32 protein-coding genes are annotated in these 24574 nt (G+C 63.6%); 20 read left to right on the plus strand and 12 right to left on the minus strand.

Annotation, left to right across the window (positions count from 1 at the left end):
- Nucleotides 1-3 precede the first annotated feature (3 nt).
- Nucleotides 4-1023 carry an adenosine deaminase gene (locus LH365_RS16200; RefSeq protein ID WP_226745600.1) on the plus strand — a complete coding sequence of 340 codons (1020 nt, stop codon included), beginning with the start codon at nt 4-6 and terminating at the stop codon, nt 1021-1023.
- Nucleotides 1024-1026: 3 nt separating this feature from the next.
- Complete coding sequence (gene guaD / locus LH365_RS16205; RefSeq protein ID WP_226745601.1) at nt 1027-2382, plus strand: guanine deaminase; 1356 nt, start codon at nt 1027-1029, stop codon at nt 2380-2382.
- A gap of 237 nt (nt 2383-2619) precedes the next feature.
- Here the strand turns inward: guaD and LH365_RS16210 are convergent, their stop codons facing one another.
- Both LH365_RS16210 and LH365_RS16215 read right to left on the minus strand, forming a co-directional pair.
- On the minus strand, nt 2620-2763 hold the full coding sequence (locus LH365_RS16210; protein ID WP_226745602.1) for a hypothetical protein: 144 nt from the start codon (nt 2761-2763) through the stop codon (nt 2620-2622).
- 92 nt (nt 2764-2855) lie between these two features.
- Nucleotides 2856-3182, minus strand: a complete 327-nt coding sequence (locus LH365_RS16215; protein ID WP_226745603.1) for an iron-sulfur cluster assembly accessory protein — start codon at nt 3180-3182, stop codon at nt 2856-2858.
- Between the two features lie 129 nt (nt 3183-3311).
- On the opposite strand from LH365_RS16215, the gene LH365_RS16220 reads away from it, so the two are divergent.
- On the plus strand, nt 3312-4484 hold the full coding sequence (locus LH365_RS16220) for a deoxyguanosinetriphosphate triphosphohydrolase (RefSeq protein ID WP_226745604.1): 1173 nt from the start codon (nt 3312-3314) through the stop codon (nt 4482-4484).
- A 34-nt stretch (nt 4485-4518) separates the two neighbouring features.
- Here LH365_RS16220 and LH365_RS16225 read toward each other — a convergent pair whose 3' ends face one another.
- Both LH365_RS16225 and LH365_RS16230 read right to left on the minus strand, forming a co-directional pair.
- Entirely contained in the window at nt 4519-4908 is a 390-nt protein-coding gene (locus LH365_RS16225) for a VOC family protein (RefSeq protein WP_226745605.1), read from the minus strand.
- Nucleotides 4905-5651, minus strand: coding sequence for a GGDEF domain-containing protein (locus tag LH365_RS16230; RefSeq protein WP_226745606.1), 747 nt, complete (start codon nt 5649-5651; stop codon nt 4905-4907). The genes LH365_RS16225 and LH365_RS16230 overlap by 4 nt, the downstream gene beginning before the upstream one ends.
- A gap of 122 nt (nt 5652-5773) precedes the next feature.
- Here LH365_RS16230 and purE point away from each other — a divergent pair, with 122 nt between their 5' ends.
- Together purE and LH365_RS16240 are read left to right on the plus strand one after the other, a co-directional pair.
- Nucleotides 5774-6268 (plus strand): 5-(carboxyamino)imidazole ribonucleotide mutase, encoded by a 495-nt coding sequence (purE, locus tag LH365_RS16235; RefSeq protein WP_226745607.1) that lies wholly within the window; start codon nt 5774-5776, stop codon nt 6266-6268.
- 4 nt (nt 6269-6272) lie between these two features.
- The gene (locus LH365_RS16240; protein WP_226745608.1) at nt 6273-7349 is read left to right on the plus strand and encodes a 5-(carboxyamino)imidazole ribonucleotide synthase; all 1077 of its coding nucleotides are present in this window, start codon (nt 6273-6275) and stop codon (nt 7347-7349) included.
- A 166-nt stretch (nt 7350-7515) separates the two neighbouring features.
- On the opposite strand, the gene LH365_RS16245 is transcribed toward LH365_RS16240, so the two are convergent.
- The gene (locus tag LH365_RS16245) at nt 7516-8163 is read right to left on the minus strand and encodes a COQ9 family protein (protein WP_226745609.1); all 648 of its coding nucleotides are present in this window, start codon (nt 8161-8163) and stop codon (nt 7516-7518) included.
- A 259-nt stretch (nt 8164-8422) separates the two neighbouring features.
- Between LH365_RS16245 and rpsU the strand changes: the two genes are divergently transcribed.
- The 3 genes from rpsU to LH365_RS16260 all read left to right on the plus strand — a co-directional run bounded on the left by rpsU (nt 8423) and on the right by LH365_RS16260 (nt 9825).
- A complete protein-coding gene (gene rpsU / locus LH365_RS16250; RefSeq protein ID WP_107873159.1) occupies nt 8423-8686 on the plus strand; it encodes a 30S ribosomal protein S21 in 264 nt (87 codons plus the stop codon).
- Between the two features lie 130 nt (nt 8687-8816).
- The gene (locus LH365_RS16255; RefSeq protein ID WP_226745610.1) at nt 8817-9212 is read left to right on the plus strand and encodes an acyl-CoA thioesterase; all 396 of its coding nucleotides are present in this window, start codon (nt 8817-8819) and stop codon (nt 9210-9212) included.
- A 103-nt stretch (nt 9213-9315) separates the two neighbouring features.
- On the plus strand, nt 9316-9825 hold the full coding sequence (locus LH365_RS16260; protein WP_226745611.1) for a hypothetical protein: 510 nt from the start codon (nt 9316-9318) through the stop codon (nt 9823-9825).
- On the opposite strand, the gene LH365_RS16265 is transcribed toward LH365_RS16260, so the two are convergent.
- The 4 genes from LH365_RS16265 to LH365_RS16280 form a co-directional block, all read right to left on the minus strand.
- Nucleotides 9822-10487 (minus strand): hypothetical protein, encoded by a 666-nt coding sequence (locus LH365_RS16265; protein ID WP_226745612.1) that lies wholly within the window; start codon nt 10485-10487, stop codon nt 9822-9824. The genes LH365_RS16260 and LH365_RS16265 overlap by 4 nt on opposite strands.
- Before the next feature lie 65 nt (nt 10488-10552).
- Nucleotides 10553-11251: a hypothetical protein gene (locus tag LH365_RS16270; protein WP_226745613.1), complete on the minus strand. Its 699-nt coding sequence runs from the start codon at nt 11249-11251 to the stop codon at nt 10553-10555.
- A gap of 93 nt (nt 11252-11344) precedes the next feature.
- On the minus strand, nt 11345-11767 hold the full coding sequence (locus tag LH365_RS16275; protein WP_226745614.1) for a DUF1801 domain-containing protein: 423 nt from the start codon (nt 11765-11767) through the stop codon (nt 11345-11347).
- Between the two features lie 32 nt (nt 11768-11799).
- On the minus strand, nt 11800-12258 hold the full coding sequence (locus LH365_RS16280) for a hypothetical protein (protein ID WP_226745615.1): 459 nt from the start codon (nt 12256-12258) through the stop codon (nt 11800-11802).
- Nucleotides 12259-12348: 90 nt separating this feature from the next.
- Between LH365_RS16280 and LH365_RS16285 the strand changes: the two genes are divergently transcribed.
- The 10 genes from LH365_RS16285 (at nt 12349) to LH365_RS16330 (ending at nt 20382) form a co-directional block, all read left to right on the plus strand.
- The gene (locus tag LH365_RS16285) at nt 12349-13275 is read left to right on the plus strand and encodes a glyoxylate/hydroxypyruvate reductase A (RefSeq protein ID WP_226745616.1); all 927 of its coding nucleotides are present in this window, start codon (nt 12349-12351) and stop codon (nt 13273-13275) included.
- A 22-nt stretch (nt 13276-13297) separates the two neighbouring features.
- Complete coding sequence (locus LH365_RS16290) at nt 13298-13498, plus strand: hypothetical protein (protein WP_226745617.1); 201 nt, start codon at nt 13298-13300, stop codon at nt 13496-13498.
- A 60-nt stretch (nt 13499-13558) separates the two neighbouring features.
- Nucleotides 13559-15103 (plus strand): amidase, encoded by a 1545-nt coding sequence (locus LH365_RS16295; protein ID WP_226745618.1) that lies wholly within the window; start codon nt 13559-13561, stop codon nt 15101-15103.
- A 100-nt stretch (nt 15104-15203) separates the two neighbouring features.
- Entirely contained in the window at nt 15204-15470 is a 267-nt protein-coding gene (locus LH365_RS16300; RefSeq protein WP_226745619.1) for a hypothetical protein, read from the plus strand.
- On the plus strand, nt 15467-16051 hold the full coding sequence (locus LH365_RS16305) for a hypothetical protein (protein WP_226745620.1): 585 nt from the start codon (nt 15467-15469) through the stop codon (nt 16049-16051). The genes LH365_RS16300 and LH365_RS16305 overlap by 4 nt, the downstream gene beginning before the upstream one ends.
- 260 nt (nt 16052-16311) lie before the next feature.
- Nucleotides 16312-17178, plus strand: a complete 867-nt coding sequence (gene motA, locus LH365_RS16310) for a flagellar motor stator protein MotA (RefSeq protein ID WP_226745621.1) — start codon at nt 16312-16314, stop codon at nt 17176-17178.
- 211 nt (nt 17179-17389) lie between these two features.
- On the plus strand, nt 17390-17611 hold the full coding sequence (locus tag LH365_RS16315) for a hypothetical protein (protein ID WP_107873136.1): 222 nt from the start codon (nt 17390-17392) through the stop codon (nt 17609-17611).
- A gap of 79 nt (nt 17612-17690) precedes the next feature.
- A complete protein-coding gene (gene mnmD, locus LH365_RS16320; RefSeq protein ID WP_226745622.1) occupies nt 17691-19412 on the plus strand; it encodes a tRNA (5-methylaminomethyl-2-thiouridine)(34)-methyltransferase MnmD in 1722 nt (573 codons plus the stop codon).
- Between the two features lie 85 nt (nt 19413-19497).
- Nucleotides 19498-19986: a DUF6491 family protein gene (locus tag LH365_RS16325; RefSeq protein ID WP_226745623.1), complete on the plus strand. Its 489-nt coding sequence runs from the start codon at nt 19498-19500 to the stop codon at nt 19984-19986.
- The gene (locus LH365_RS16330) at nt 19987-20382 is read left to right on the plus strand and encodes a DUF6491 family protein (protein ID WP_226745624.1); all 396 of its coding nucleotides are present in this window, start codon (nt 19987-19989) and stop codon (nt 20380-20382) included. It begins immediately after the preceding gene.
- A 50-nt stretch (nt 20383-20432) separates the two neighbouring features.
- Here the strand turns inward: LH365_RS16330 and LH365_RS16335 are convergent, their stop codons facing one another.
- On the minus strand, nt 20433-20855 hold the full coding sequence (locus tag LH365_RS16335) for a response regulator (RefSeq protein WP_226745625.1): 423 nt from the start codon (nt 20853-20855) through the stop codon (nt 20433-20435).
- Between the two features lie 124 nt (nt 20856-20979).
- On the opposite strand from LH365_RS16335, the gene LH365_RS16340 reads away from it, so the two are divergent.
- Together LH365_RS16340 and LH365_RS16345 are read left to right on the plus strand one after the other, a co-directional pair.
- A complete protein-coding gene (locus LH365_RS16340) occupies nt 20980-21402 on the plus strand; it encodes a hypothetical protein (RefSeq protein ID WP_226745626.1) in 423 nt (140 codons plus the stop codon).
- A gap of 17 nt (nt 21403-21419) precedes the next feature.
- A complete protein-coding gene (locus tag LH365_RS16345) occupies nt 21420-21806 on the plus strand; it encodes a hypothetical protein (RefSeq protein ID WP_226745627.1) in 387 nt (128 codons plus the stop codon).
- On the opposite strand, the gene LH365_RS16350 is transcribed toward LH365_RS16345, so the two are convergent.
- Together LH365_RS16350 and lepA are read right to left on the minus strand one after the other, a co-directional pair.
- The gene (locus tag LH365_RS16350; RefSeq protein ID WP_226745628.1) at nt 21803-22579 is read right to left on the minus strand and encodes a response regulator; all 777 of its coding nucleotides are present in this window, start codon (nt 22577-22579) and stop codon (nt 21803-21805) included. The genes LH365_RS16345 and LH365_RS16350 overlap by 4 nt on opposite strands.
- 175 nt (nt 22580-22754) lie before the next feature.
- Nucleotides 22755-24557, minus strand: coding sequence for a translation elongation factor 4 (lepA, locus tag LH365_RS16355; RefSeq protein WP_226745629.1), 1803 nt, complete (start codon nt 24555-24557; stop codon nt 22755-22757).
- Nucleotides 24558-24574: the final 17 nt, after the last annotated feature.

Genomic DNA, 24574 nt, shown 5'->3' on the forward strand with positions numbered 1-24574 from the left:
ATCATGAACAAATCGCTCCCGTCGCTTGACGCCTTCATCGCCGGCCTGCCCAAGGCCGAACTGCATCTGCATATCGAAGGCTCGCTGGAGCCCGAACTGATGTTCGCTCTGGGCCAGCGCAACAAGGTCGATCTGCCGTTCAAGTCGGTCGAAGAGGTGCGCGCCGCCTACGAGTTTTCGAACCTGCAGGACTTCCTCGACATCTACTATCAGGGCGCCGACGTCCTGCGCACCGAAGAGGACTTCCACGATCTGGCCAAGGCCTATTTCGACCGCGCCCATGCCGACAGCGTGCGCCACGCCGAAATCTTCTTCGACCCGCAGACCCATACCGACCGCGGCATCCCGATGCAGGTGGTGATGGACGGCCTGACCTCCGGCATGAAGGCGGCGCAAAGCCAGTACGGCCTGACCTCGAAATTGATCCTGTGCTTCCTGCGTCACCTCGATGAAGACGCGGCCTTCGCCACGCTCAAGGCCGCCGAGCCCTTCCTCGACCACCTGACCGGGGTAGGTCTCGATTCGTCGGAGGTCGGGCACCCGCCGTCGAAATTCGCCCGCGTCTTCGAAGCCGCTGCCGCTCTGGGTTTGAAAAAGGTCGCCCATGCCGGTGAGGAAGGCCCGCCCGAATACGTCCACGAAGCGCTGGATATCCTCAAGGTCGACCGCATCGACCATGGCAACCGCTCGCTGGAAGACGCGCACCTGACCTCGCGTCTGGCGAGGCTGGGCATGACGCTCACCGTGTGCCCGCTGTCGAACCTCAAGCTGTGCGTGGTCACGGATATGGGCGCGCACCCCATCCGCACCATGCTGGACAAGGGTCTGCGCGCGACGCTTAATTCTGACGATCCGGCCTATTTCGGCGGCTATGTGAACGATAATTACCGTGCCGTGGCGGCGTCGGGTCTGCTCGATCGCGACGACCTGATCACGCTGGCGCGCAATTCCTTCCTGGGGTCGTTCCTCAGCGATGCCGAAGTGTTCCGCCATCTGGACGAAATCGAGGCCTATGCCGGCTAGATCATGACCATCACCCGTTCTTTCAAAGGCACTTTCTTCCATGCGCCGGTATGCGGCGGCATCGAAGTCCTGCGCCATGCCCTGATCCGCTGCGACGAAGACGGCCGCATCGCCGAGGTGCGGCGCCCTGATGACCCCGGTTACGCCGAAGCCGAATTCGAGGACCGTTCCGCCGCGCGGCTGGAAGCCCTGCCGGAAGGCGCATACGGTCTGCCGGGCTTCTGTGACCTGCACATTCACGCGCCCCAATGGCCGCAACTGGGCAAGGCGCTGGACGTGCCGCTGGAGGTCTGGTTGCAAAAGCATACCTTCCCGCTGGAGGCGCGCTATGCCGATCTCGGTTTCGCGCGCCGGTCCTACGAAGGGCTGGTCGATGATCTCCTGTCCAACGGCACGACCACGGCGCTCTATTTCGCCACCCAGCATCAGGACGCCACGCGCCTGCTGGCCGACATCTGCCTCGAAAAGGGCCAGCGCGCGCTGATCGGCAAGGTGGCGATGGACAATCCGCAGGAATGTCCCAACTTCTATGTCGAATCCACCGACGACGCCCTGCGCGGCACCGAAGCGTTTATCGACCACGCGCGTGCGCTCAAAAGCGAACGCATCAAGCCGGTGGTCACCCCGCGCTTCATCGCCTCCTGCACCGATGCGGCTCTGGAAGGGCTGGGCGACATCGCCCGCCGCTGCGGCTGCCATATCCAGACCCACTGCTCCGAAAGCGACTGGGAGCACAACTACGTCCTTGACCGCCACGGCCTTGAAGACACCGACAGCCTCGATCGCTTCGGCCTCTTGACGCGCCACACCGTGCTGGCGCACGCCAATTTCATCTCGGATAACAATATGGAGACGATCCGCGCGCGGGGCGCCGGCGTCGCCCACTGTCCCCTGTCCAACTACTACTTTTCCAACGCCGTCTTCCCGCTGAAACGCGCGCTGGAAAAGGGCGTGCGCGTCGGCCTCGGCACCGATATTTCCGGTGGTCCCTCCGCCTCGATCTACGACAATATGCGCTGGGCCGTGGCCTCGTCCCGAGCCCTGCACGACGGCGTCGACGCGCGCCTGCACTGGGACGATCGCGGCATCCGCGACAGCCAGGTCGACTGGCGCACGGCCTTCTATCTCGCCACCAAGGGCGGTGCCGAAGCGCTGGACCTCCCCGTTGGCAGCTTCGAACCCGGCCGCTATTTCGACGCGCAACTCATCGATCCGCAAATGAAGGCGGGGACGATACGGCTGAGGGACGATCTCGATACGGACGAGGACGTGCTGCAAAAGATCGTCTACACCGCGTCGAAGGCCAATATCACCCGCGTCTGGGTCGCGGCTCAGTGCGTGGTGGGGGCTCAGGCGTAAAGAGTCCGGGGCCAGTTGGCCCCGGACCCCGTAAACGGGTGCGTGAAGACGTGTGGACTGAGTGTGGCGTAAGGTTTTTCACCACGAACGGCACGAACCTCGCGAACGGGCGCATACCGAGACGCCCGGCGCGCAGCGCCCGTCACTCTGCCTGCCGCACGATGGGGAAGGCCCTTCGGGCCGGTTCTGTCCACGCAATGAGGTTCGTGCTTTTCGTGCCGTTTGTTGTGAAATCTCTTATGTCGTATCCAGCGGTAAGATATCGGGCCATAGGGTATGGAGGTCTTCGAGCGCGATGAGCATGCGGTCGGCAAAGGCGCGCAACCGCTCGCGCCTCTGTTCCGGCGTCAGGTGTTCATTGATGCGCTCCGCTTGGGTCATGCCCCAAGGATAAGACGGCTTTCAGCGGCGGGGATAGTTTCGGGTGCAGGGGCTGCGCCCCTGCCCGCCGGAGGCTCTTAAACCTGAAGACATCAAATTGAGAAACTGACCCCGCAGCCGCAGGACGACTTAGCTTGCGGGTTGAGGATCTTGAACTGCGCGCCGACCAGTTCTTCGACATAGTCGATGATGGAGCCGGCCAACAAAGGCGCGGACACTTCATCGATCAGGGCCTTGGCGCCGTCGTATTCGACCGCGGTGTCGCCGTCTTCAGCGGCTTCGACCAGATCGAGCTGGTACTGAAAGCCGGAGCAGCCACCACCTTCGACGGCGACGCGCAGCATGATCGGATGCCCGGCGTCGGCGGACAGGCGGTTGATGTGGCGCGCGGCGTTGGCGGAAAGCGAAATCTGACTCATGTGGGCAATATAGCGTGTGACCGTCTCAAGTTTTAGAGGGCGCGACCACTTTTTGTCATGAATTTGCATTGCAAATTAGCGCGGAGAGGGGGATTTAGAGCGTAAATCTCATTCCGAAAGACCCTGCCCGTGCACGATCCGCTGAACCTGACGCTTGCGCCCTACAGCGAAAATCACAGCCGGTCGCGCGGGCGCCTGTACAGCGAGCCGGACAGCCAGACGCGCACGGCTTTTGCGCGGGATCGCGACCGGGTGATCCACTGCACGGCGTTCCGGCGGCTGAAGGGCAAGACGCAGGTGTTTGTGGCGGATAAGGGCGACTATTTCCGCACGCGCCTGACGCATTCGATCGAGGTGTCGCAGGTGGCGCGGTCGCTGGCGCATACGCTGGGGGCCGATCAGGATCTGGCCGAGACCATCGCCCTGTCGCACGATCTGGGGCATTCGCCGTTCGGCCATGCGGGTGAGGACGAGTTGCACAAGATGATGGAGCCGTGGGGCGGCTTCGACCACAATGTGCAGACCTTCCGCATCGTGACGCGGCTTGAGCACCGCTATCCGGCATTCGAGGGGCTGAATCTGGCGTGGGAGACGCTGGAGGGCATCATCAAGCACAACGGGCCGGTGGCGCACAAGCTGGGCAAGCCGTCGTGGAAGGCCGTGGCCGATTTCAGCGACTTTTGGGATTTGCGGCCGGAGACCTATGCCTCGCTGGAGGCGCAGGTCGCCGCCATTGCCGACGACATCGCCTATAATAATCACGATGTCGATGACGGGCTGCGGGCGGGGCTGTTCACGCTGGCCGATCTGCGCGAGATTCCGCTGATCGGGCCGGCGATTGCCGAGGTGGAGAAGGACTGGCCGCTGATCGACCAGAGATTACTGCGGCTGGAGGCCATCCGCCGCGTGATCGGCTTCATGATCCGCGACGTGTGTCAGGAGACCGAGCGCCGCCTGAAGGAAGACGGCATCCAGACCGCCGAGGATGTGCGCCGCGCCGGGCGTCAGATGGTGGCCTTTTCGCGCACGGTGAACGAGGACCTGTCGCGGCTGCGGGCGTTTCTCTATGCGCGCATGTACAAGCACTATACGGTCAACCGCCACCGTTCACAGGCGCGGCGGGTGCTGGGCGAGCTGTTCAAGCTGTTCATGGAAGAGCCGGAAGTGCTGCCGCCCAACTGGTACGGGCGGGTGTGCACCAAGGACACCGAGACGCAGCGCGCCCGCGTCGTCTGCGACTATATTGCCGGCATGACGGACGCCTTCGCCATCGAGCAGCACAAGCAGTTGTTCAGTATCTGACTTCTCTTTCCTAGGCCGTGGCACAAGGGGGAGCTTACGATTTGGGCTCCAGCAGGTCCCAGAGATTGCCGAATTTGTCCCTGAACACGGCGACCGTGCCATAGGGCTCATGCCGCGGAGCCTCGGTGAAAACCGCGCCTGCGGCAGCGAACCGCGCATGGTCGCGGGCGAAGTCGTCGGTGAAGAGGATCAGGAAGACCCGCCCGCCGGTCTGGTTGCCGATGGCGGCGCGCTGAGCGTCGTTGGAGGCCTTGCCTAGCAGCAGGCGGGTTTCGGTCGCGCCCGGCGGGGCGATCAGCACCCAGCGCTTGCCGCCGCCGAAATCGGTGTCCTCGATCAGGTCGAAGCCCAGCCCGTCGCAGTAATGAGCGATGGCCTCGTCGTAATCGGGCACGACAAGGGTAACGGCAGCAATGCGACTCATCTGGAAGATTTCTTGACCATGAACATGGCGGCGTCGGCTTCGGCGATCCATTCTTCGGCTGAGGCCTGACCGTCGTAAGCGCGCACGCCGAAGGAGCCCCCGACGCGCAGGTAAAGCCCCTGATGCTCGAACGTGCCGATATTCAGTTCGGCCTCCAGCTTCTGCGCCTTGATGCGCGCCACCGAGACGTCGGCGTGGCGCAGCAGGATGGCGAATTCGTCACCGCCCAGACGCCCGACCGAGTCGCCTTCGCGGACATTGGCGTTGAGCATTTCAGCGATGTGGATCAGCGCCTTGTCCCCCGCCGCGTGGCCGTAGGTGTCGTTGATCGATTTGAAGCCGTCGAGATCGAGATAGACCAGACAGGCCGGGTCGCCATAGCGGCGGCTGTCGCCCATGGCGCGGCCCAGATCGCGCAGGAAGGCGCGGCGGTTGAGGGTCGGCGTCAGGACGTCGTGGTCGGCGTGGTGTTCGGCCAGGGCCACCTGCTCGCTCAGGGCCTTGATGTCGGCCTTGAGGCGGATATTTTCGCGGATCAGGCTGTCGATCAAAGCGCGGGCGGCAAAGGGCCATTCGTCGCCGGGGGCCGCGTCCGTCGCCGCGGGCGGGGGGGGCAGGGTCGCCGTCGCCACAGGTCTGGCGCCGCCGCCGAACTGGCTTTGCAGCAGGGCCTGCATGGACGCGGTCAGGTTGCCCGAAGGAGACGCGGGCGTCTCGGGATCGACGGAGGCTGAGGGCGGCATGGAGGTCATGCCCCTAGATTAGCGGCGTTTTGAGCGGGTGGCGAGCGCTATTTCCGTACACGCCCCTTGCGGCGGGGGACCATATCCTATAGTTCGCGGCCTTTCAGCTTTCGGAGGTGGGCATGACCGCGTCGAAACCCAAGGTCGCCATTATCATGGGCTCGCGCTCGGACTGGCCGGTCATGAAAAAGGCCGCCGAGGCGCTGGACGGGTTGGGCGTCGCCTACGAGTCGCGCGTCGTCTCGGCGCACCGCACGCCGGAACGCATGGTCGAATTCGCCAAGTCCGCCAAGTCCGAAGGGTTTCAGGTTATCATCGCCGGTGCCGGCGGCGCGGCGCACCTGCCGGGCATGACGGCTTCGCTGACGCCGCTGCCGGTGCTGGGCGTGCCGGTGCCGGTGCGCGACGGGCTGAAAGGCATCGATTCGCTTTTGTCGATCGTGCAGATGCCGGGCGGCGTGCCGGTCGGGACTCTGGCGGTCGGGGAGGCGGGCGCCAAAAATGCCGGGCTTTTGGCGGCGCAGATCCTGGCCCTGTCCGATCCGGAACTGGCCGCGCGCGTCGAGGCCCTGCGTCAGGCGCAGACCGACAGCGTGCCGGATAGTGTTGAGGATTAAGCGATTGAAACCTCTGCCTTTAGGTTCAAAAATCGGTATTCTTGGCGACGGCCAGTTGGGGCGCATGTTGTCTCAGGCAGCCTCAAGGCTGGGCTTCAAGGTGGTGGTTTACGGGCCCGACGCGGAATCTCCGGCGGCCAGCGTCTCGGCGGTGTCCAAGGTGGCGCGCTACACGGACGAGGCGGCGCTGGATCGTTTCGCCGCGGCATCGGACGTCATCACGTTCGAGTTCGAAAACGTGCCGGTGACCTCGCTGGATTATCTGGTGTCGAAAGGCGCGAAGGTCGCCCCCAATGCGCGGGCGCTGGGTATCACGCAGGACCGCATCCTCGAAAAGAGTTTTGCGCGCAGCGTGGGCATCAGTACGGTCGATTTCTACGAGATCGACAGTCTTGAAGATCTTGAAAAAGCGATTGCGGTCAATGGATTGCCGGCGCTTTTGAAAACCCGCCGTGAGGGCTATGACGGTAAGGGGCAGGTGTGGATTCGCGCCGCCGAAGAGGCGAAGGCCGCTTTCGACAGCCTGAACGGCCGTGCGGCGATTCTGGAGGCCAGGGCCGATTTCCTGCGCGAAGTGTCGGTGATCGCGGCGCGCGGTTACGACGGCAGCGTGCGAACCTATCCGGTCGGTGAAAACCATCATGTCAGCGGCATTCTGTCGACGACGCTGGCCCCGGCAGAGCTGTCGGACACGCTGAAAACGAAGGCCGAGGCGATCGCGCAGAAGGTTCTGGAAGGCCTTGATTATGTGGGTGTTCTGGGCGTCGAGCTGTTTGTACTTGCGGGCGATGAACTGATCCTCAACGAGATCGCGCCGCGCGTGCACAATACGGGGCACTGGACGCAGGACGGCTGCCTCTGCGATCAGTTCGAGCAGCATATCCGTGCCGTGGCCGGCTGGCCGCTGGGCGATACGACGGCGCGTTTTCAGGTGGAAATGACCAACCTGCTGGGACCGGACGTGCTGGCGTGGGAGGCCCTGTCGCAGGAGCCGGATTCGCGGCTTTATATATACGGCAAGGACGATCCCCGCGTCGGCCGCAAGATGGGCCATATCAACCGGCTGAAGCAGACGCTGTAAGTTTTTTTAACCACGGAAAACACAGAAAGCACGGGAAGAAAACAAGTTGAGACCTCGGCGCGAAGCGCTACGCAACCTGTTTGCTATACAGATAGGAAGAGCCCTTCGGGCACAGTCGATCCCGCAGCTTTTCCGTGCTTTCTGTGTTTTCCGTGGTTAAATTTCTTTAAGCGGCAGTTCCAAACCGCAGCTTGCCCAAAAATTCCACGGCCCCCAGCAGCGCGTCTTCGGGCTTTAGTGGCAGTTTCGCCTTGAACTTTTCGAAGGCCATCACCTGATCGATATTGCGGGCGATCTGTTCGTGCTGAGCCTCCACACCTTGCGTCAGGCGCGTCATCAGCGCCGTAGCCAGAATCCCCGACACGATGGCGCGCTTGGAATAGTGGTTCTCGTCCAGTGCCTTGTCGCCCGCCTTGCGCCAGACGAGGTCAGCCGAGTCCCACAGAAGCCGGCGATAAAGCCCCAGATGCTGCGGCAGGCACAGATGCCCGATCAGGCGGTGCGTGGCGCGTTCGTTCTCCGCACCGGCGTCGATGCGGCGATTGAGCAGGAAGTCGATGCGTTCGCGCACCTTCATTGCCGCCAGTTGTACGTCCAGCCCTTCGGTTTCCAGCGCCGCATCGCCCTGACGCCACAGGATGGCGGCGATGTCCGACGGACCGTTGGGGCAGACCAGTTCGACCTCGGCGGCGTTGAGGCCGATTCGCGTGGCGGCGGCGCGCACGGTGACGCTCGTCAGGCCCAGTTCGGGCATGAGGTCGGCGCAGGTCGCGGCCAGAGACTGTTCGAGTTCGGCGATAGGATTAGGGCTCATGCGTTGCAGAATAGGCCCTCGCCCGCGCGACGCCAAGGCGAAATCGCACCTGCGGCAAAACGCGGCGCTAATCGCTATGGCCGATAAATTTTAACAATAGGCGCGTTTTAAAAGGCTGTGCGGCTTGAATTGGGCGCGGGCTTGATGTAATGGCTTCGCCCACACGCCCGCAGACCACGGTTTGCGGGCAGCTTGTTTTCACCCTCCGCCCTTTTATGGCCCGATCTTCAAAAGGGCGAGGCGGTCCGTCGATGGCTGCATGGCCCGGCGGAACAGACAGAATGGAGAGATACCTCTGGTACAGATCTTTGTCCGCGACAACAACGTCGATCAGGCCCTGAAGGCTCTGAAGAAGAAGATGCAACGTGAAGGCTCCTTCCGCGAAATGAAGCGTCACGTCCACTACGAAAAGCCCTCGGAAAAGCGCGCTCGCCAGCAGGCTGAAGCCGTTCGCCGCGCCCGCAAGCTGGCCCGCAAGCGCCTGCAACGCGAAGGCGGTGCGACCACGGGCCGCTCGAAGTAAGCCTTACGGACAACACCCGTTCGATAAAAGCGCCGGAGCCTCTCGCTCCGGCGCTTTTTGTATTTTTGGCGTTTTTTGCGTTGCAAAATCCGTGTCCGGCGGCATGAATGGCGGCATGTGGGGTAAACCGATGAAAAATCCAAAAGAGCACCAGCCGAACGAGGCCCTGATCGCCATCCGCACCATCGCCATGCCGGGCGACACCAATCCGGCGGGCGATATTTTCGGCGGCTGGCTGATGTCGCAGATGGACCTGGCCGCCGGCAATGTCGCCGCGCGCCGCGCCGTGGGCCGCGCCGCCACCATCGCCGTCGAAGGCATGACTTTTCACACGCCGGTGCGGGTGGGGGATGAGGTCTCGGTCTATGCCGAACTGCTCTCGACCGGCCGCACCTCGATGAAGATCCACGTACAGGCGTGGCGGCGGTCGCGCGACTCGGATGTGCGCATCAAGGTGACGGACGCCGATTTCACCTTCGTCGCCATCGACGAAAACGGAAATTCGCGTCCGTTGCCTTTGCCGTAAGCCCAAATTCATCCTGTGCGCGAACCTGGTTAAACCGTCATCATAAAGACGTTGACCAAAGCCGCGCGCCTTGTCATTTTCACCGCCTGTCAGGGAGGCGTAGATGGCCAAGGCATCGGTGACGGACCGGCTCGTAGCCTGGTTTACCGTCTGGGACGAAGACAAGACGCGCAGCGTCCTCAATGTGACGCTGGCCGTGCTGACCGGCCTTTTGTTCGGCATGGTGCTCGACACCATCTTCCGTCAGGTCGGCAATTACATGTTCCCGCCGCCGCCGACCTTCGATATGGCCAGCGCCGAAGACATCGCGCAACTGCTCGATACGGTTCCGGCGGACGCCTATATCATCAAGCTCATTTCGTGGACGCTCGGCACGTTCGGCGGCGGTTATCTGGCGGTGCGTATGGCCAGGGTCGGCGCGTTTCCGGCGTGGATCACCGGCGTACTGCTGATGGCCAGCTACATGATCCATATGAGCCTTATCCCGCACCCCAACTGGGTCGTGCTGATCTGCCTGCCGTTGTGCGCGGTGTCGGCCTTCGCGGCGGGCCTGCTCGGCAACTTCATCCTCATTCAGCAGATGCGCCGCCGCGCCGCCAGCGAAGTCGCCTAAGCCTTTTTGGGCTTGGCGTCGATCCTGAGCAGCACCGGGGCCTTGTCCAGCGTGATGCGCGCCGCGCCGGTGTGCGCCGACGGCTGAAACACGAGGCCGTCCTTGATCTTCGGCAGGGCCGTGGCCTTGCCGTCCGCTCCGATCGCCTGACCGCCCGTCGCCCCGACAAAGACCACCCGGTCGAGATGCGGCACGGCAAGGCTGGCCAGACCGGCCGCCTTCTTCGCCCCCGCATAGGCCTGATCGACGGCCATCTTCAGGTCCGCCGCCGCATAGCTCGTCGTCGCGGACAGGCTGGCGGCGATGATCAGGGTCAGGCTCATCTTGCTGCCGTCCGGCCGGGTCAGGCTTACCGGCGCCTTGGCCTTCAGCGCCGCCGCGGAAGGCAGGGGCGTCAGGGTGCCGTCCGCCGCCAGGCCGATCGGCGTCTCGCCATTGTGTTTCAGCACCAGCCGCAGGTCGGACGTCTTCGCGCCGCTGACCCCCAGCCTGTAGGCCAGCCGGAAGTGCGTGCGGTCCGTGGCGGGCAGGTTGAGATAGTTGAGCAGAAACGGGAACAGGTCCGTGCAGGGCATGTCCTTGGTTTCGGCGCGGGCCGCCGTAGCGGTCACGGCGAAGGCGGCGGCGGACAGCACCAGGCTGCGGCGATTGAACGATGACATGAAATCCCCCTCGAACGAAAACGATCCCGAACCTTCGTTCGGGATCGCGGCAAAATCACGGCGTTTTACTTCACCTGATTGTCGATGCCGATGCGCGAGGGCACGGCGTCGAAGGTGATGCTGACGGCACCGGGATATTCGGCCGGGGCCAGGTAGGGCGTTCCGCCGGGATAAGCGTCGTCGCGCGGCGATTTCGGCAGCGCCTTCTGGCTGCCGTCGGCCAGGGTGACGCGGGCATTGCCGGAACCGACGAAGTAGAGGCGGTCGGGCTTGGGCTGGGTCAGGGCCAGCACGCCGCCGACCTTGCGCATGGCCGTATCGGCCTGTTGCACGGCCTTGGCCAGCGGGGCGACGGACATGGTCTTGGCCGGGGTTTCGGTGGCGAAGACGCGCACGCGCATCGACACGCCCTTTTCGGGGCCGGTCAGGACAATGCGGCCTCCACGCAATTGCGTCAGGGTCGGCAGCGGCGTGATGCGCCCGTCACCGGCGATGTTAAGCTTCTGGCTCTGGCCATTGTGCTTGAGGACGATGCTGGCCCCTTGCGTGCCGCCCTTGATCTTGAGGACGTAGGCGATGGTGATTTCATCGCGCTCGGACATGGGCAGGGCAAGGAATTTCGACAGGAAAGGGAAGGCCTGATCGGCAGCGACCTCGCGCTGCGTCTGCTGGGCGACGGCGGTTACGGGCAGCACGGCTGCAGCGACGGGCGTCAGGCACAGGGCAGCCGCCAGCAGGGCGGGCGTGGCGCGATTCACAAACATAGGCAGGTCCATCCTTCTACTCTTCATTCTCTTCTAGCCTGAGCCTTTTACAAAAATAAGGCTGAACCGGAGATGAAAGTTATCAGGACTGTATCAGGAAGCCGGATGCCGGGCTTTCATCGTCTCATGCGCGGTGCGGATGATGTCGGTCAGCACGCCCCTGTCCACGTCGCTCAGGCGCTTGATGTACAGGCACCCCTTGCCGGTCGTGTGCTTGCCGAGGCGGGGCAGGTGTTCGGCCTGCTCCGGCGATTCGGCCAGCACATAGAGGGTCAGGGCAGCGCTGCGCGGGGAAAAACCGGTCAGCGGCCAGGTGACAGTCGCCTTCGGGTGGGTGGAGACGACGTAGCTGCCGTAGCCGATGATGGCCGGGCCCCACATGACCGGCGGCTCGCCCGTCACCTCGCTGAACAGGCGCAAAAGAGTGTGGGCGTCGGCGCGCATCTTTTCCGGGGCCTTCTCGTCGATAAAGGCGACGGGATCGGCGTCGGTGGGTTGCGTCTTGGGTTCGGCCATAGGCCACAGGATGGGTGCATAACGCGGTTTCGTCAAGCGAAGGGCAGGAGGTCGGGGAGGCGCTGGACGTCAGCAGCGCCGCCCCAGCGCGGCGGCAGGCCGTTCCGGCCGCGCACCCAGTCCTCGACCATCGCCGCCTGCTGCTCATAACCATAGGCGGTAAAGGGCTTATCTGTAAGGGTATAGCGGTAGCGCCCGCGTTCGCGCCACAGATAGGACCACAGGCCCATGCCGTTGGCGTATTGCCACACATGGGTCAGTTCGTGGGCCAGCAGGGCCAGAGTCTCCGGGCGGGCCGACACGTCGTCGGGGAGATTCGGCCAGAAGATGCGCTGTCCGCGCACCACGATCAGCGGGCCGCGCCCGATTAGTCGGGCCAATGTCGACACCGGATGCGCGCCCGCCCGCAGGCGCACGGCTTCGACCGGTACGGCGGCGATCAGACCAACAGGCAGGGCGGCGATTTCAACCGGGGTGAGGGGGCGCTCCATACCTTTTATGTAGGGCGGACCGCGTGACGGGGAAAGGTGGTTGACGCAGGGGATGGGCCTGCCTAACTCGAAGCGCCACAGGAGCCGCTCATGCACAGTCCCATCGTCTTTACCGGCCGCGTCTCTGATGCCGAGGCGCGGGAATGGATCGAGGCCCTGTCCGCCGCCTTGCCGGAGACGCCGGTCGTGGCGCTGGCGGATGCCGATCCACAAGGCATCGAAGTTGCCATTGTGGCCAATCCCGACCCGGAGGTATTGCGCGGCCTGCCCAATCTGAAATGGGTCCACAGCGTCTGGGCCGGCGTCGAGCGGCTGGTGGCCGACCTGCCCGCAGACCTGCCCATCGTTCGGCTGATCGATCCGGAGCTGAGCCGGGTGATGGGCGAGGCAGTGCTGGCCTGGACGCTCTATCTTCAGCGCGACATGCCCGTCTATGCGCGTCAGCAGGCCCTGCGCCGGTGGGAACAACGTCCCTATCGCGCGCCGTCGGACCTGACCGTGGGCGTGCTGGGGCTGGGCCATATGGGGCGGACGGCGGCCGGGCGGCTGAAACAGGCGGGGTTTCACGTCATCGGCTGGAGCCGCACGCCAAAAGCCGCCGATATCGAGGTCTATACAGGCGCGGAGGGACTCGAACCCCTGCTGCGGCAGGCGGACATAGTGGTCAGCCTACTGCCCGCGACGCCGGAAACGCGCGGGCTTTTGAACGCCGAACGCCTGAACTGGCTGCCGCAGGGGGCGGGGCTGATCAATTTCGGTCGCGGATCGGTGCTGGACATCGACGCGCTTCTGGTGGCGCTCGATCGCCATCTGTCGCACGCCGTGCTCGACGTTTTCGCGCGGGAACCGCTGGAGGCCGCATCTCCCCTGTGGGATCATCCAGGGGTGACGGTCCTGCCGCACATCTCCGCCCCGACCCATGTCCGAACGGCAGCCGGAGTCGTGGCCGATAATCTGCGCCGCTGGCGTGCCACAGGCGACCTGCCGCCGGTCGTGGACCGCGTGCGGGGTTACTGATAGGATGGAGGCGGAGGCCCGCATGACCGAGACACCCCGCCCGCAACGCCTGTCCGACCAGAGACAATCGGCATGGATCGCCCTGCGCCTGAAGGACGGCAGCCTGCGCATGGGCGTCCGGGTGACGCCCGCCGGCATCTGGGCCGTGGGCGGCCTGATGGCGGCTATCCTCCTCTCTACCGCCGTTATCGTCGGCGCGGCGCGGGCCAGGCGCCTCAAATAGCCGCCTTGCCAACCATACCTCTTCGTGTAACCTTCGCCGGGCTGGCAGAAGGGGAACGGCATGAAACGTCTGGCCTTGCTGATGGGAGTGGCATTGTGTCTGGCTGGACCGGTCAGGGCGGCACCGAAACCCGACACGGTCAGGGAAGCCTCGGTCGAACAGCTTCAGGCCGCCATGGCGCGTGGCGACCTGTCGGCGGAGGTCATCACGAAGGCCTCGATCCGGCGCATCGAAACCTTTGATAAGTCGCGCAAGCTCAATTCGGTCATCGTCATCAATCCCGGCGCCCTGTCCGAGGCGCGGGCGCTCGACGCCGAACGCAGGGCGGGTAAGGTGCGCGGCCCGCTGCACGGCATACCGGTGCTGATCAAGGACAATGTCGAAACCAAGGACGCCATGCCCACCACGGCGGGCTCTTTGGCGCTGAAGGACAATGTGACGGGCCGTGACGCGCCCGTAGTGGCGCGGTTGAGGGCGGCGGGCGCGGTCATCCTCGGTAAGACCAATCTGTCGGAATGGGCCAATATCCGCTCGAACAACTCGGTGAGCGGCTGGAGCGCCGTCGGCGGTTTGACCGGCAATGCTTACGATTCGCCGCGTTCGGCGTGCGGCTCATCTTCGGGGAGCGGCACGGCGGTGGCGTGGAGCTTCGCGGCGCTGGCCGTCGGGACGGAGACCGACGGTTCGGTCGTTTGCCCGTCGGCGATGAACGGACTGGTCGGTCTGAAACCGTCCATGGGTCTGATCTCGCGCACCCATGTCGTGCCCATCTCGCACAGTCAGGACATTCCCGGACCTATGGGCCGAAGCGTGCGCGACGTGGCCCTGATGCTGTCGGCCATGGCCGGCAGCGATCCCGCGGACCCGGTGACCGCCGAAGCCGACGCGCGTCGGACCGATTACGCCGCCCGCCTGTCGCCGGATGGATTGAAAGGCGTACGCCTCGGCGTCCTGCGCGACCGCACCGGCGGGCCGGGCAAGGTCGATACGGCCTTCAACGCCGCGCTCAAACAGCTTGAGGCCGCCGGGGCCGTGCTGGTCGATATTCCGACCTCGTCGGTCGAAGGGTTGAACACCGCCGAGCTGACCGTGCTACAAACCGAGTTGAAGGCCGATCTCAACGCCTATCTGGCGACCACGCCTCCGGGCGTGAAGACGCGCACTCTGGCCGAGGTCATCGCCTTCAACACCGCCGAGGCCGCGAAGGAAATGCCCTTCTTCGGGCAGGAGTTCTTCGAGGCCGCCGAAAAAACCGGCGGTCTCAACGATCCGGCCTACAAGGCGGCGGCGCACAAGGCGAAGACGCTGGCGCGCAGCCATATAGACGGGCTTCTGAACGCCTATAGCGTATCGCTGCTGGTCGCGCCGACCTATGGCCTGCCATGGCTGTCGGACGAGGTCAATGGCGACCAGTTTTCCGGCCCGTCGGCCAGCCAGTGGCCGGCCATGTCGGGCTACCCGCACCTGACCGTGCCGATGGGACAGGTGCAGGGCCTGCCGCTTGGCCTGTCGCTCATCGGACCTCAATGGTCGGACGAGGACCTGCTGCGCGCCGGTTATGCCTTCGAACAGGTCGCAAAGGCGCGGGTGCCGCCGAAAGAGTGAGCGCCTTGAGGCCTTTTTGATAGCGCAGGCGCAGGCCGCGCCTTCATCCTTATGCGGGTCGGATTAATGTCCGGGTAAGACTTCTGTTACCGAGGATGTTATGAGCCGCCGTTTCGCCAATACCGCCACGCAGGTGCTGGGACTCCTGCCCTTCGCCCAGACCCTGACAGGGCGTATGCCGTCGCCCAAGGTGATGGCCGCCGCCGGTCTGGTCAATGCGCCTTTTATCCGCCGTCTGGCGCCGGGACTGAGCGCGGCGCTCAGTGTCGGACTTGCCGTCGTCGCTATTGCCTCCTTCGTCAAGGATATGAAGCGGGGGGATCCGAAGCGCCGCCACGGCAAGGTTTTGGGCGGGAGGCGGCTGTGACCCCCGGTCAATCCCTCACAGACCCGGCCGGTCGGGCGCGCAAGGCTTTGTGGCTCAGCCTGTGGACGGCGGGTGCGGTCTTCGTCCTGAGCAGCGGCGCGGTGGCCGCGCGTATGGCGTCGTTCGACAGTTCGCCGCTCACTCAGGTCGACGCGCGGCAGGATCCGCGCAAGCTCTTTCCCGAAAGTGAAAAGGTCGAGCGCGAAATGCTTGATGTGCGCCCGCCGGTGATCGAGTCGATTAATCTGGCCAGCGTCTGGCCCGTCACCGACGCCTTAGCTCAGCCGCCGGCCGCCGATCCGCAGCCCAACGCCTATGCCGCCGATATGTCCTATCAGACGGACCTGACGGACACAGGTGGCATGGGTGGCGTAACGGCGCAGATGGGCCCGGAGACGATGATGGCTCAGCCGGTGCCGGGCGTCATCGAATGCGCCGACACCTGTATCGACGCCCATACAGCCGCTGCGCAGACCGTTGAAACCTCGATGGCTGATACGGCAACCCTACCGGAGGTCACGCCGCGCAACGCCGCGGCTTCGGAGACCGTCGCCCTCGACGACCTGCTGCCGAAGCCCTAAATTCCCTCTTATGCCGATGAGGTTTCAGTCTGCGATATTATGCGCGAAGGGGATGCGGGACCTGATGACACAACCGGAAGTCTAGGCGACCTTGATGGCCTTCACTCCGGCACATGGACATGGGCAAGGGGATTCAGGCCCTGTGGGAACAATAGGTTCAATTTAACCGGATTAACGAACAGGGTTAACCGGAAACCGCGTCTTAAGGATTGGCGGGGTAGGGTAGGGACGAATCACAGAGTCTCCCGGACCCCGCCCGCATGTTTCAGATTATCGGTATCGTCGTTCTGTTCGCCACCGTCTTCGGCAGCTATCTGCTGTCGGGCGGTTCGATGGCACCGATCCTGCACTCGCTGGCCTACGAACTGATGGGTATCGGCGGGGCGGCCATCGGCGCGACCCTGATCGCCAATCCGCTGAGCACGCTCAAGGGCATGGGCGGCGGCATGGGCAAGGTCTTCAGCGGCTCCAAGTGGAAACCCTCGGACTATCGCGATCTGCTGTCGCTGCTGTTCCTGCTGACCAAGACGATGAAATCCAAGGGCGTCATCGCCCTGGAAGCCCATATCGAAAAGCCGCACGATTCGAGCATATTCAGCCGCTTCCCCAAGATCATGAAGGACCACTTCGCCATCGACTTCATCTGCGACACGCTGCGCATGATGACGATGAACCTCGAAGACCCGCATCAGGTCGAGGACGCGATGGAAAAACAGCTTGAAAAGCACCACCACGAGGCGCTGCATCCCGCTCACGCCCTGCAGTCCATGTCCGACGCCCTGCCGGCGCTGGGGATCGTCGTCGCCGTTCTGGGCGTTATCAAGACGATGGGTGCCATCACCGAGCCGCCGGAAGTTCTGGGCGGCATGATCGGCGGCGCGCTGGTCGGCACCTTCCTGGGGGTTATGCTGTCCTACGGGCTGGTGGGACCGTTCGCCTCGCGACTGACGGGGATTGTCGAAGAGGACGGTGCCTTCTATAAAATCATTCAGGCGGTGCTGGTGGCGCACCTGCACGGCAATGCGGCGCAGATTTCGGTGGAAATCGGTCGCGGCAGCGTGCCTTCGGGTTCGCAGCCTTCCTTCGCCGAGATGGAAGAAGCTCTGAACAACATGCCGACCGAATAGCTTGCCTTTCCCGGTTTCGGGCGAATATGATGCTACAGAAAAGCCGCAACTTCTCCCAATGGGTGTATTCTGAGGGAGAATTGCGGCTTTGTTGCGAGAGTTGATCACATATTTGTGAAAACAACGCTTGCGAGACTCAGCGGTTTTGCGTATGAAGGAGTCGGGCGCAGTTGCTAGGCGCTCTAACGTTAGAATCTAAGGATCTGGATCCATGACCTCTGAAATCGTCCGCAAGGCCCTGCTCGCCGCCGCCGCCGTCGCCGCTCTGTCGGTTGCCGCTTGCTCGAAGCCGGCTGAAGAAGCTGCCACCACCGAAGAAACCGTTCCGGCCGACGCTTCGGCTGACGCCTCGGCCACTGTCGAAGCTTCGGAAGCCGCCTCGCCGGCCGCCGTCGAAGCTCCGGCTGCTGAAGCCCCGGCTGCTGCTCACTAATTCCTTGCGCCTCACGGCGCTGGATTAGACGAGAATTTGGAAGAGGTCGTTCCCGGGAACGGCCTCTTCTTTTTTTGACATGACGCAAAGCGACCCCCAGCTTTATTTCGCCGAAGACGGCAATCCGCGTTCGGCGCGTTTCGACGACATCTACTATTCGCTGCAGGACGGCCTGTCGGAAACGCGGGCCGTGTTTCTGACCGGTTGCGGTTTGCCGGAGCACTGGAGTGGATGCCGTCACTTCACCGTCGCCGAACTGGGGTTCGGCACCGGGCTCAATATCGCCGCCCTGATGCAGATGTGGGCACAGAACCACCCCGCAAACGGTCATCTGCATATCTTTTCCGTCGAGGCCTATCTTATGCCCGCGCAGGCTGCGGCGAAGGCGCTGTCGAGCTGGCCCGAACTGGCGCACTACGCCGAGGCGATCATCGCCCGCTGGCCGCCGCACAGGCGCGGCTTCCATGTCATGACCTTCCCCGAATGGGGCGTGACCCTGACCCTCGCCCTGATGGATGTGCGCGAGGCACTGACCCAGTGGGATGGCCAGGCCGACGCCTGGTTCCTCGATGGCTTTTCCCCCGCCCAAAACCCCGACATGTGGGCCGAGGACGTGCTGGCCGCTGTCGCCGCAAAGACCGCGCCGGGGGGGCGGCTGGCGACCTTCACCGTGGCGGGCTTCGTGCGGCGCGGATTGCAGGCGGCGGGTTTCGAGATTTTCAAACGCCCCGGTTTCGGCCGCAAGCGCGAGCGGCTGGAGGCGGTGTTTGCGGGCGAGAGGGACTCCCCCGCCACCCCGGAACGCCTCGCCGTTATCGGCGGCGGCATTGCCGGGGCTTCGATCGTCCATGCCCTGCGGCACTACGGTTATCGGGCGACGGTGTTCGACATCGGCCCTCAGGCGTCGGGCAATCCGGCAGGGCTGGTCACGCCGCGTCTCGACGCCGGGGGCGGGGTCATAAGCGCCCTGTTCGCTGACGCCCTGTACTTTGCCGCGGACCTCTATGCGCGCCTGTGTCCGCACGCGGTCCTGAACGCCGGGGTGCTCCAGCGGGCGTCGGACGACCGCGATGGGGCGCGTTTCGCCAGGATCGCGGCTCAGCCCGACTTCGCCCCCGATGATATGAGCGTGGACGGCGAGGGGCTGCGCATGGCGCGCGCGCTGTCGGTGCGCCCGCCCGAAGGGGTCGCGGCCTTGCGGGGCGACGCGCCGGTCATCGCCGAAAAGGTGATCGGCGTGGAAGCGGGACGCACGGTCCGCATCGTCACCGAAACCGGCGCGCACGTCTTCGACCGCGTGTTCATCGCCTGCGGCGACGGAATATTCGATCTGCCCCCGTCGGCGGCGCTCGATCTGCGCCCGGTGCGCGGTCAGATCGAGAGGGTTGAGGCGTCGCCGCCCGACGCGCAGGCGCAGGCGTGGGGCGGTTATTATGTGCCCTTGCCGGATGGCTTCGTCTTCGGCTCGACGCACATTCGCGGCGACCGGGGCGCAGATGCGCGGGAGAGCGACCGCACCCATAATCTTGATACCCTGCGCGCCGTGCTTCCCAAAACCGCAGAATTGGCCGAAGCCGGCACGCAGTCGCGCGCGGCGGTGCGGGTGACGACGAAGGATCATCTGCCGGTCATGGGTGAGATGGCGTCCGGCGTGCATGTGCTGACCGGGCTGGGGGCGCGCGGCCTGTGTCTGGGCCCCTTGCTGGGATTGGCCCTGGCGTCCAGCGCGCTGGGCGTCCCGTCGCCGCTGACTGTGGCCGCAAAACATCGCTTGCGCCCCAATCGCTTCAGCGCAGACTGAAGTCATCAAATGGCCCGATTCCGCTCGCCTTATCGGCGATAAATCGAGGCCGCCGGGTGCGCGGCCCCGCGCAAGGAGTAATGCGATGAAGACTCTGCTGACCGTCGCGGCGCTGGCCGCTGCCGGTTTTACGGCCCTCAGCCTGCTTCCGGCCCAGGCCCAATCTTCCCATGATCATGAGCGCAAGGCCGAGCCTGAGGTTCAGACTCCGGCCCAGAAGGAAATGCGGAAATGTTTCCGCAGCGACGATATCGACCGCTTCAATCCGGTGGATTCGCGCACCATGATTATCGAGACCTACAACCGTCAGCACTACAAGCTGGAATTGAGCGGTGCCTGCATGGGTATCGAGGACGCCTTCCGCATCGGGGTGAAGACCCGCGCCGGCTCGATCAACATCTGCGGCGGCTTCGACGCGGAAATCCTCTATTCGGACTCGGGTTCCGGCCGTCTGGCCAAGTGCAACATCACGCAAGTCACGCCGATCACCCAGGAAGAAGCCGATCGTATCGAAGGCGTGGCGCCGAAGGAAGCCAATAGTTCGTCGGATCGTTCCAGCCGTGAGGGAGCCTAGATGAAATCCGCAATCAAATTGGCGGTGCTGGCCGCCGTGACCCTGTCGGGGCTGGGCGCGCTGAGCCTCGCCGCTGCCGCACCGGAAGACAAGGCCGCCGCGCCGGCGGGAAAGCGTCAGTGCTTCGACGCCGGTCACCTGAACCGCAAGATGGTGGTCGACAAGACGACCATCCTGATCGAGGACGGCTTCGGGCGTTCGGCCCTGCTTAAGCTCAACGCACCGTGTCAGAACCTCGACGATCTCGACAAGATCGGGTTCGAATTCTTTGGTACGACGCAGATCTGCGACAAGCGGGACGTGAAAATCCTCTATTCGCGCTTCGACGAGGCGCCGGTGCGCTGCCTGATCGACTCGATTACGCCGCTTAGCAAGGAAGAGGCGCGTAAGTATTAAAGCGCATTCCAAAAAGTGGGACGCACTTTTTGGACTCAAATGCGCGCAGATTAAAGATACAGAGCGTCGGGGCCCTCCGGCCCGTCCGACCGCTTCATTCGCTCGACGTCGGCACAGATTTGCGCGATGTCTTCGTACTGGAACGGTTTGGGCAGGATGAACTCGACCTTGGCGCGGCGGGCGGCGTTGAGCGATTGACTGGCTTCCACCGGATTGTCGCGGCGGATGGCGGTCATGATGGCGACAGGGGTACCCGGCGCGGCTTCGCGATAGGCATCGAGATAGTCGAGGGAGTTTTCGCCGGCGATGAAGACGTCGATGACCAGCAGCGACCACGGCTGGCGTTGCAACTCGCGCAGGGCCGCCGAACGGTCGATGGCAAAGCCGGGGGTAAAGCCCGCGCGCTCGAACAGACGACCGATGAGGTTGGCCTGGGTGCGGCTGTCTTCGAGGATGAGAACGCTTGAGGTCATGGGTACGCAGGCCGACGCAACAATGGTTGGACGCTAGTCGTGAATGGTTAAACAGATTTGAAAGTTCCGGGACAGGAGGCTGATTTTCAGCTCCGTATATGGCCCGAAGGGCAAGGAGAGACGGATGTTGCGTATGAACGGAAAGGCCATAATCGCCGGGGTTGCGGTGGCGGGGGGACTCGCGACCCTGACCCTGATGCCGGTGACGACCCAGGCCGATGACGGCAAGAAGGCACCGCCGCGCTGCGTCAACGGACCGGGGATCGATACGACCGTGCTCGACGAGGAAACGGTTCTGGCGGAAGGCGCCGGCCGCGGCGGTGTGCTGATCAAGGTCGATGGCTGCCGCCTGACCCCCTATGACATCCTCGTCTTCGAATATCGCGGCTCGGTCCAGATCTGCGACCCCATCGACGTGCAGCTCTCGGTGCGCGCCAACGGCATGGGTCATTTCAAAACGCCCTGTTTTGTGCAGTCGGTGACGCCGGTCAGCGCCGAAGAGGCCAAGGGGCTGCGTAAGCAGGAATACAAGCGGACGGACCGTTAACAGAGGAGGCAGACGCCATGTTTCGTATTGTGATCGTAAGCAGCGTTTTGGCCTGCCTGTCGATCGCCGGGGCGGCGTCGGCGGAAGCGCCGGAAAAGGGAACCGTTCTGAAGCTGGTTCCGCAGCCGGACTTTACCGGCATGGTCGAGGTGGTCGGCGACGATCTGCTGGTCAAGTCGCATACCGGTACGCATCACTTCACCGGAGCCAGGGCCTGCGACGGCCTGTCCGGTTCGCCCTTCGTGCATGTGCGTATGAAACAGCAGTCGGTGGCGCTGAACGGCGGCGGCGTGGCGCAGGTCGTTTACGGTTCGAGCATGGCCAGTACGCGGACCTGCAAGGTCACCTATGAGGGGCTCTATACGCCGCCTACTGAACTGGGCGTAACGCCGCTGGAGCGTTAAAGTACCACGGTCCGGTCGTCGCTCAGGGCCTTTTTTACCTCGGTCAGCAGTACATCTTTAGTGAAAGGCTTGGCCAGAGCGCTGATCGCGCCGCGCGCCAGCGCATTGTGCAGGTTGTCGGGGTTTTGGGTATAGCCGGTCATGGCGATCAGCGGCACGTCGGGCCAGGTCGCCGAGATCACCTTGATGCCGGTCATACCGCCTATGCCGGGCATGATCAGGTCGATCAGTATGGCGTCGACACGTGTAATCTCCAGCCGCACCAGCGCGTCCTCCACAGAATTGCTTTCGGCGACGTAGAAGCCTTCATCCTCCAGATAGCTGCGATAGATGATGCGGGAATGCGCGTCGTCTTCGATGACGAGAATGCGCTTCACCGGCCCTTTGCGGCGGCGGATGCGCTCGGCTTCCGCACATATCTGATGCACGTCATTGATGTCGAAGGGCTTGGGCAGCAGAAACTCGACCTCCGCACGGCGCGCTTTGTTCAGCGCCTGACTGCCGGCCAGCGGCGTATCGCGCTTGCCCGCCGTCATGATGGCGATAGGGGCGTCGCCGGCGGCTTTGCGGTACATATGCAGATAGTCGAGCGTGTTTTCCTCACCCACGAAGACATCTAGCACCAGAAGGGCATAGCCGCGGCTGTTCAGCTTGTGCAGGGCTTCGAAGCGGTCGTGGGCGAAGTCGGCTTTGTAGCCATTTTTTTCGAACAGCGTGCCGACAATGCGGGCCTGAGTTTTTGAATCTTCGAGGATCAGTATGGTGTTCGGCATGGCGGGATCACGCTATGTAACAATTTGAAACAAAGCGTAGGCGCCGCGACGCGGAACTGGCAAGCTGTAAATGTCCTGTAACACACTTATGCACAGATCTGCGTGATCACAGTTTCGGGCGGGTTGCGGAATAGCCCGGCAAAGGCAGAAGCCCGCTCGATCGAGTGGGCTTCCCTCAATCATTGTCCATCTTGAGCGCGGCGATGAAGGCCTCCTGCGGGATTTCGACCTTGCCGAACTGCCGCATCTTCTTCTTGCCTTCCTTCTGCTTTTCCAGAAGCTTCTTCTTCCGCGTGGCGTCGCCGCCGTAGCATTTGGCCGTCACGTCCTTGCGCAGGGCGCGGACGGTCTCGCGCGCGATGATGCGCCCCCCGATGGCCGCCTGAATCGGGATGACGAACAGGTGCTGCGGGATGAGAACCTTCATCTTTTCGCACATGCCGCGCCCGCGGGCTTCGGCGCGGTCCTTGTGAACCAGCATCGAGAGGGCGTCGACCGGTTCGGCATTGACAAGGATCGACATCTTGACCAGATCGCCCTCGCGGTATTCCTCGATCGTATAGTCGAACGAGGCATAGCCCTTGGAGATCGACTTCAGACGGTCGTAGAAGTCGAACACCACCTCGTTGAGCGGCAGATTATAGACGATCATCGCGCGCGAACCGACATAGGACAGGTCGAGCTGAATGCCGCGGCGGTCCTGACACAGCTTGATCACCGCGCCCAGATAGTCGTCCGGCGTGAAGATGGTCGCCTTGATCCACGGCTCTTCGATATGGTCGATCTTGACGACATCCGGCATGTCCGCCGGGTTGTGCAGGTCGATCACGTCGCCATTGTTCATGTAGATCTGATAGACCACCGACGGGGCGGTGGCGATCAGGTCGAGATTGAACTCGCGGCTCAGGCGCTCCTGAATGATTTCAAGGTGCAAAAGCCCCAGGAACCCGCAGCGGAAGCCGAAGCCCAGCGCGGCGGAGGTTTCCATCTCATAGGAAAAGCTGGCGTCATTGAGGCGCAGCTTGCCCATGGCGGCGCGCAAATCCTCGAAATCGGCCGCATCGACGGGGAAGATGCCGCAGAAAACGACCGGCTGGACTTCCTTGAAGCCCGTCATGGCCGTCGAGGTCGGCTTGCGCTCATCGGTGATGGTGTCGCCGACGGCGGCGTCCTGCACTTCCTTGATCTGCGCCGTGAAGAAGCCGATTTCACCGGGGCCGAGCGCCTCGACATCGGTGGCCTTGGGTTGAAACACGCCCAGCTTGTCGATTTTATAGGTCGCGCCGGCGTTCATCAGCTTGATCAACTGGCCCGGCTTCATGAAGCCGTCGAACACGCGCACCAGCACGACGACGCCGAGGTAAGGATCGTACCACGCATCGACCAGCAGGGCCTTCAGCGGCGCGGCAGGGTCGCCCTTGGGTGCAGGTAATTTGGCGCAGATGGCTTCCAGCACGTCCTCGATGCCGATGCCCGACTTGGCCGAGGCCAGCACGGCCTCGGACGCGTCGATGCCGATGACGTCCTCGATCTGGGCGCGCACGCGCTCCGGTTCGGCGGCGGGCAGATCGACCTTGTTGAGGACGGGGACGATCTCGTGATTATTGTCGATGGCCTGATACACATTGGCGAGCGTCTGCGCCTCGACGCCCTGAGACGCATCGACCACCAGAATCGAGCCTTCGCAGGCGGCCAGAGAGCGCGAGACTTCGTAGGCGAAGTCGACGTGGCCCGGCGTGTCCATCAGGTTGAGGACGTAGGTCTTGCCGTCCTTGGCCTTGTAGGTGAGGCGGACGGTCTGGGCCTTGATGGTGATGCCGCGCTCGCGCTCGATCTCCATATTGTCGAGCACCTGCTCCTTCATCTCGCGCGCGGTGAGGCCCCCGGTGAACTGAATCAGGCGGTCGGACAGGGTGGACTTGCCATGGTCGATATGAGCCACGATGGAGAAGTTACGAATTTGGGACAGTTCGGTCATGCGCGGGCGATAGCATG

The organism is Asticcacaulis sp. AND118, from assembly GCF_020535245.1.
Lineage (GTDB): Bacteria > Pseudomonadota > Alphaproteobacteria > Caulobacterales > Caulobacteraceae > Asticcacaulis.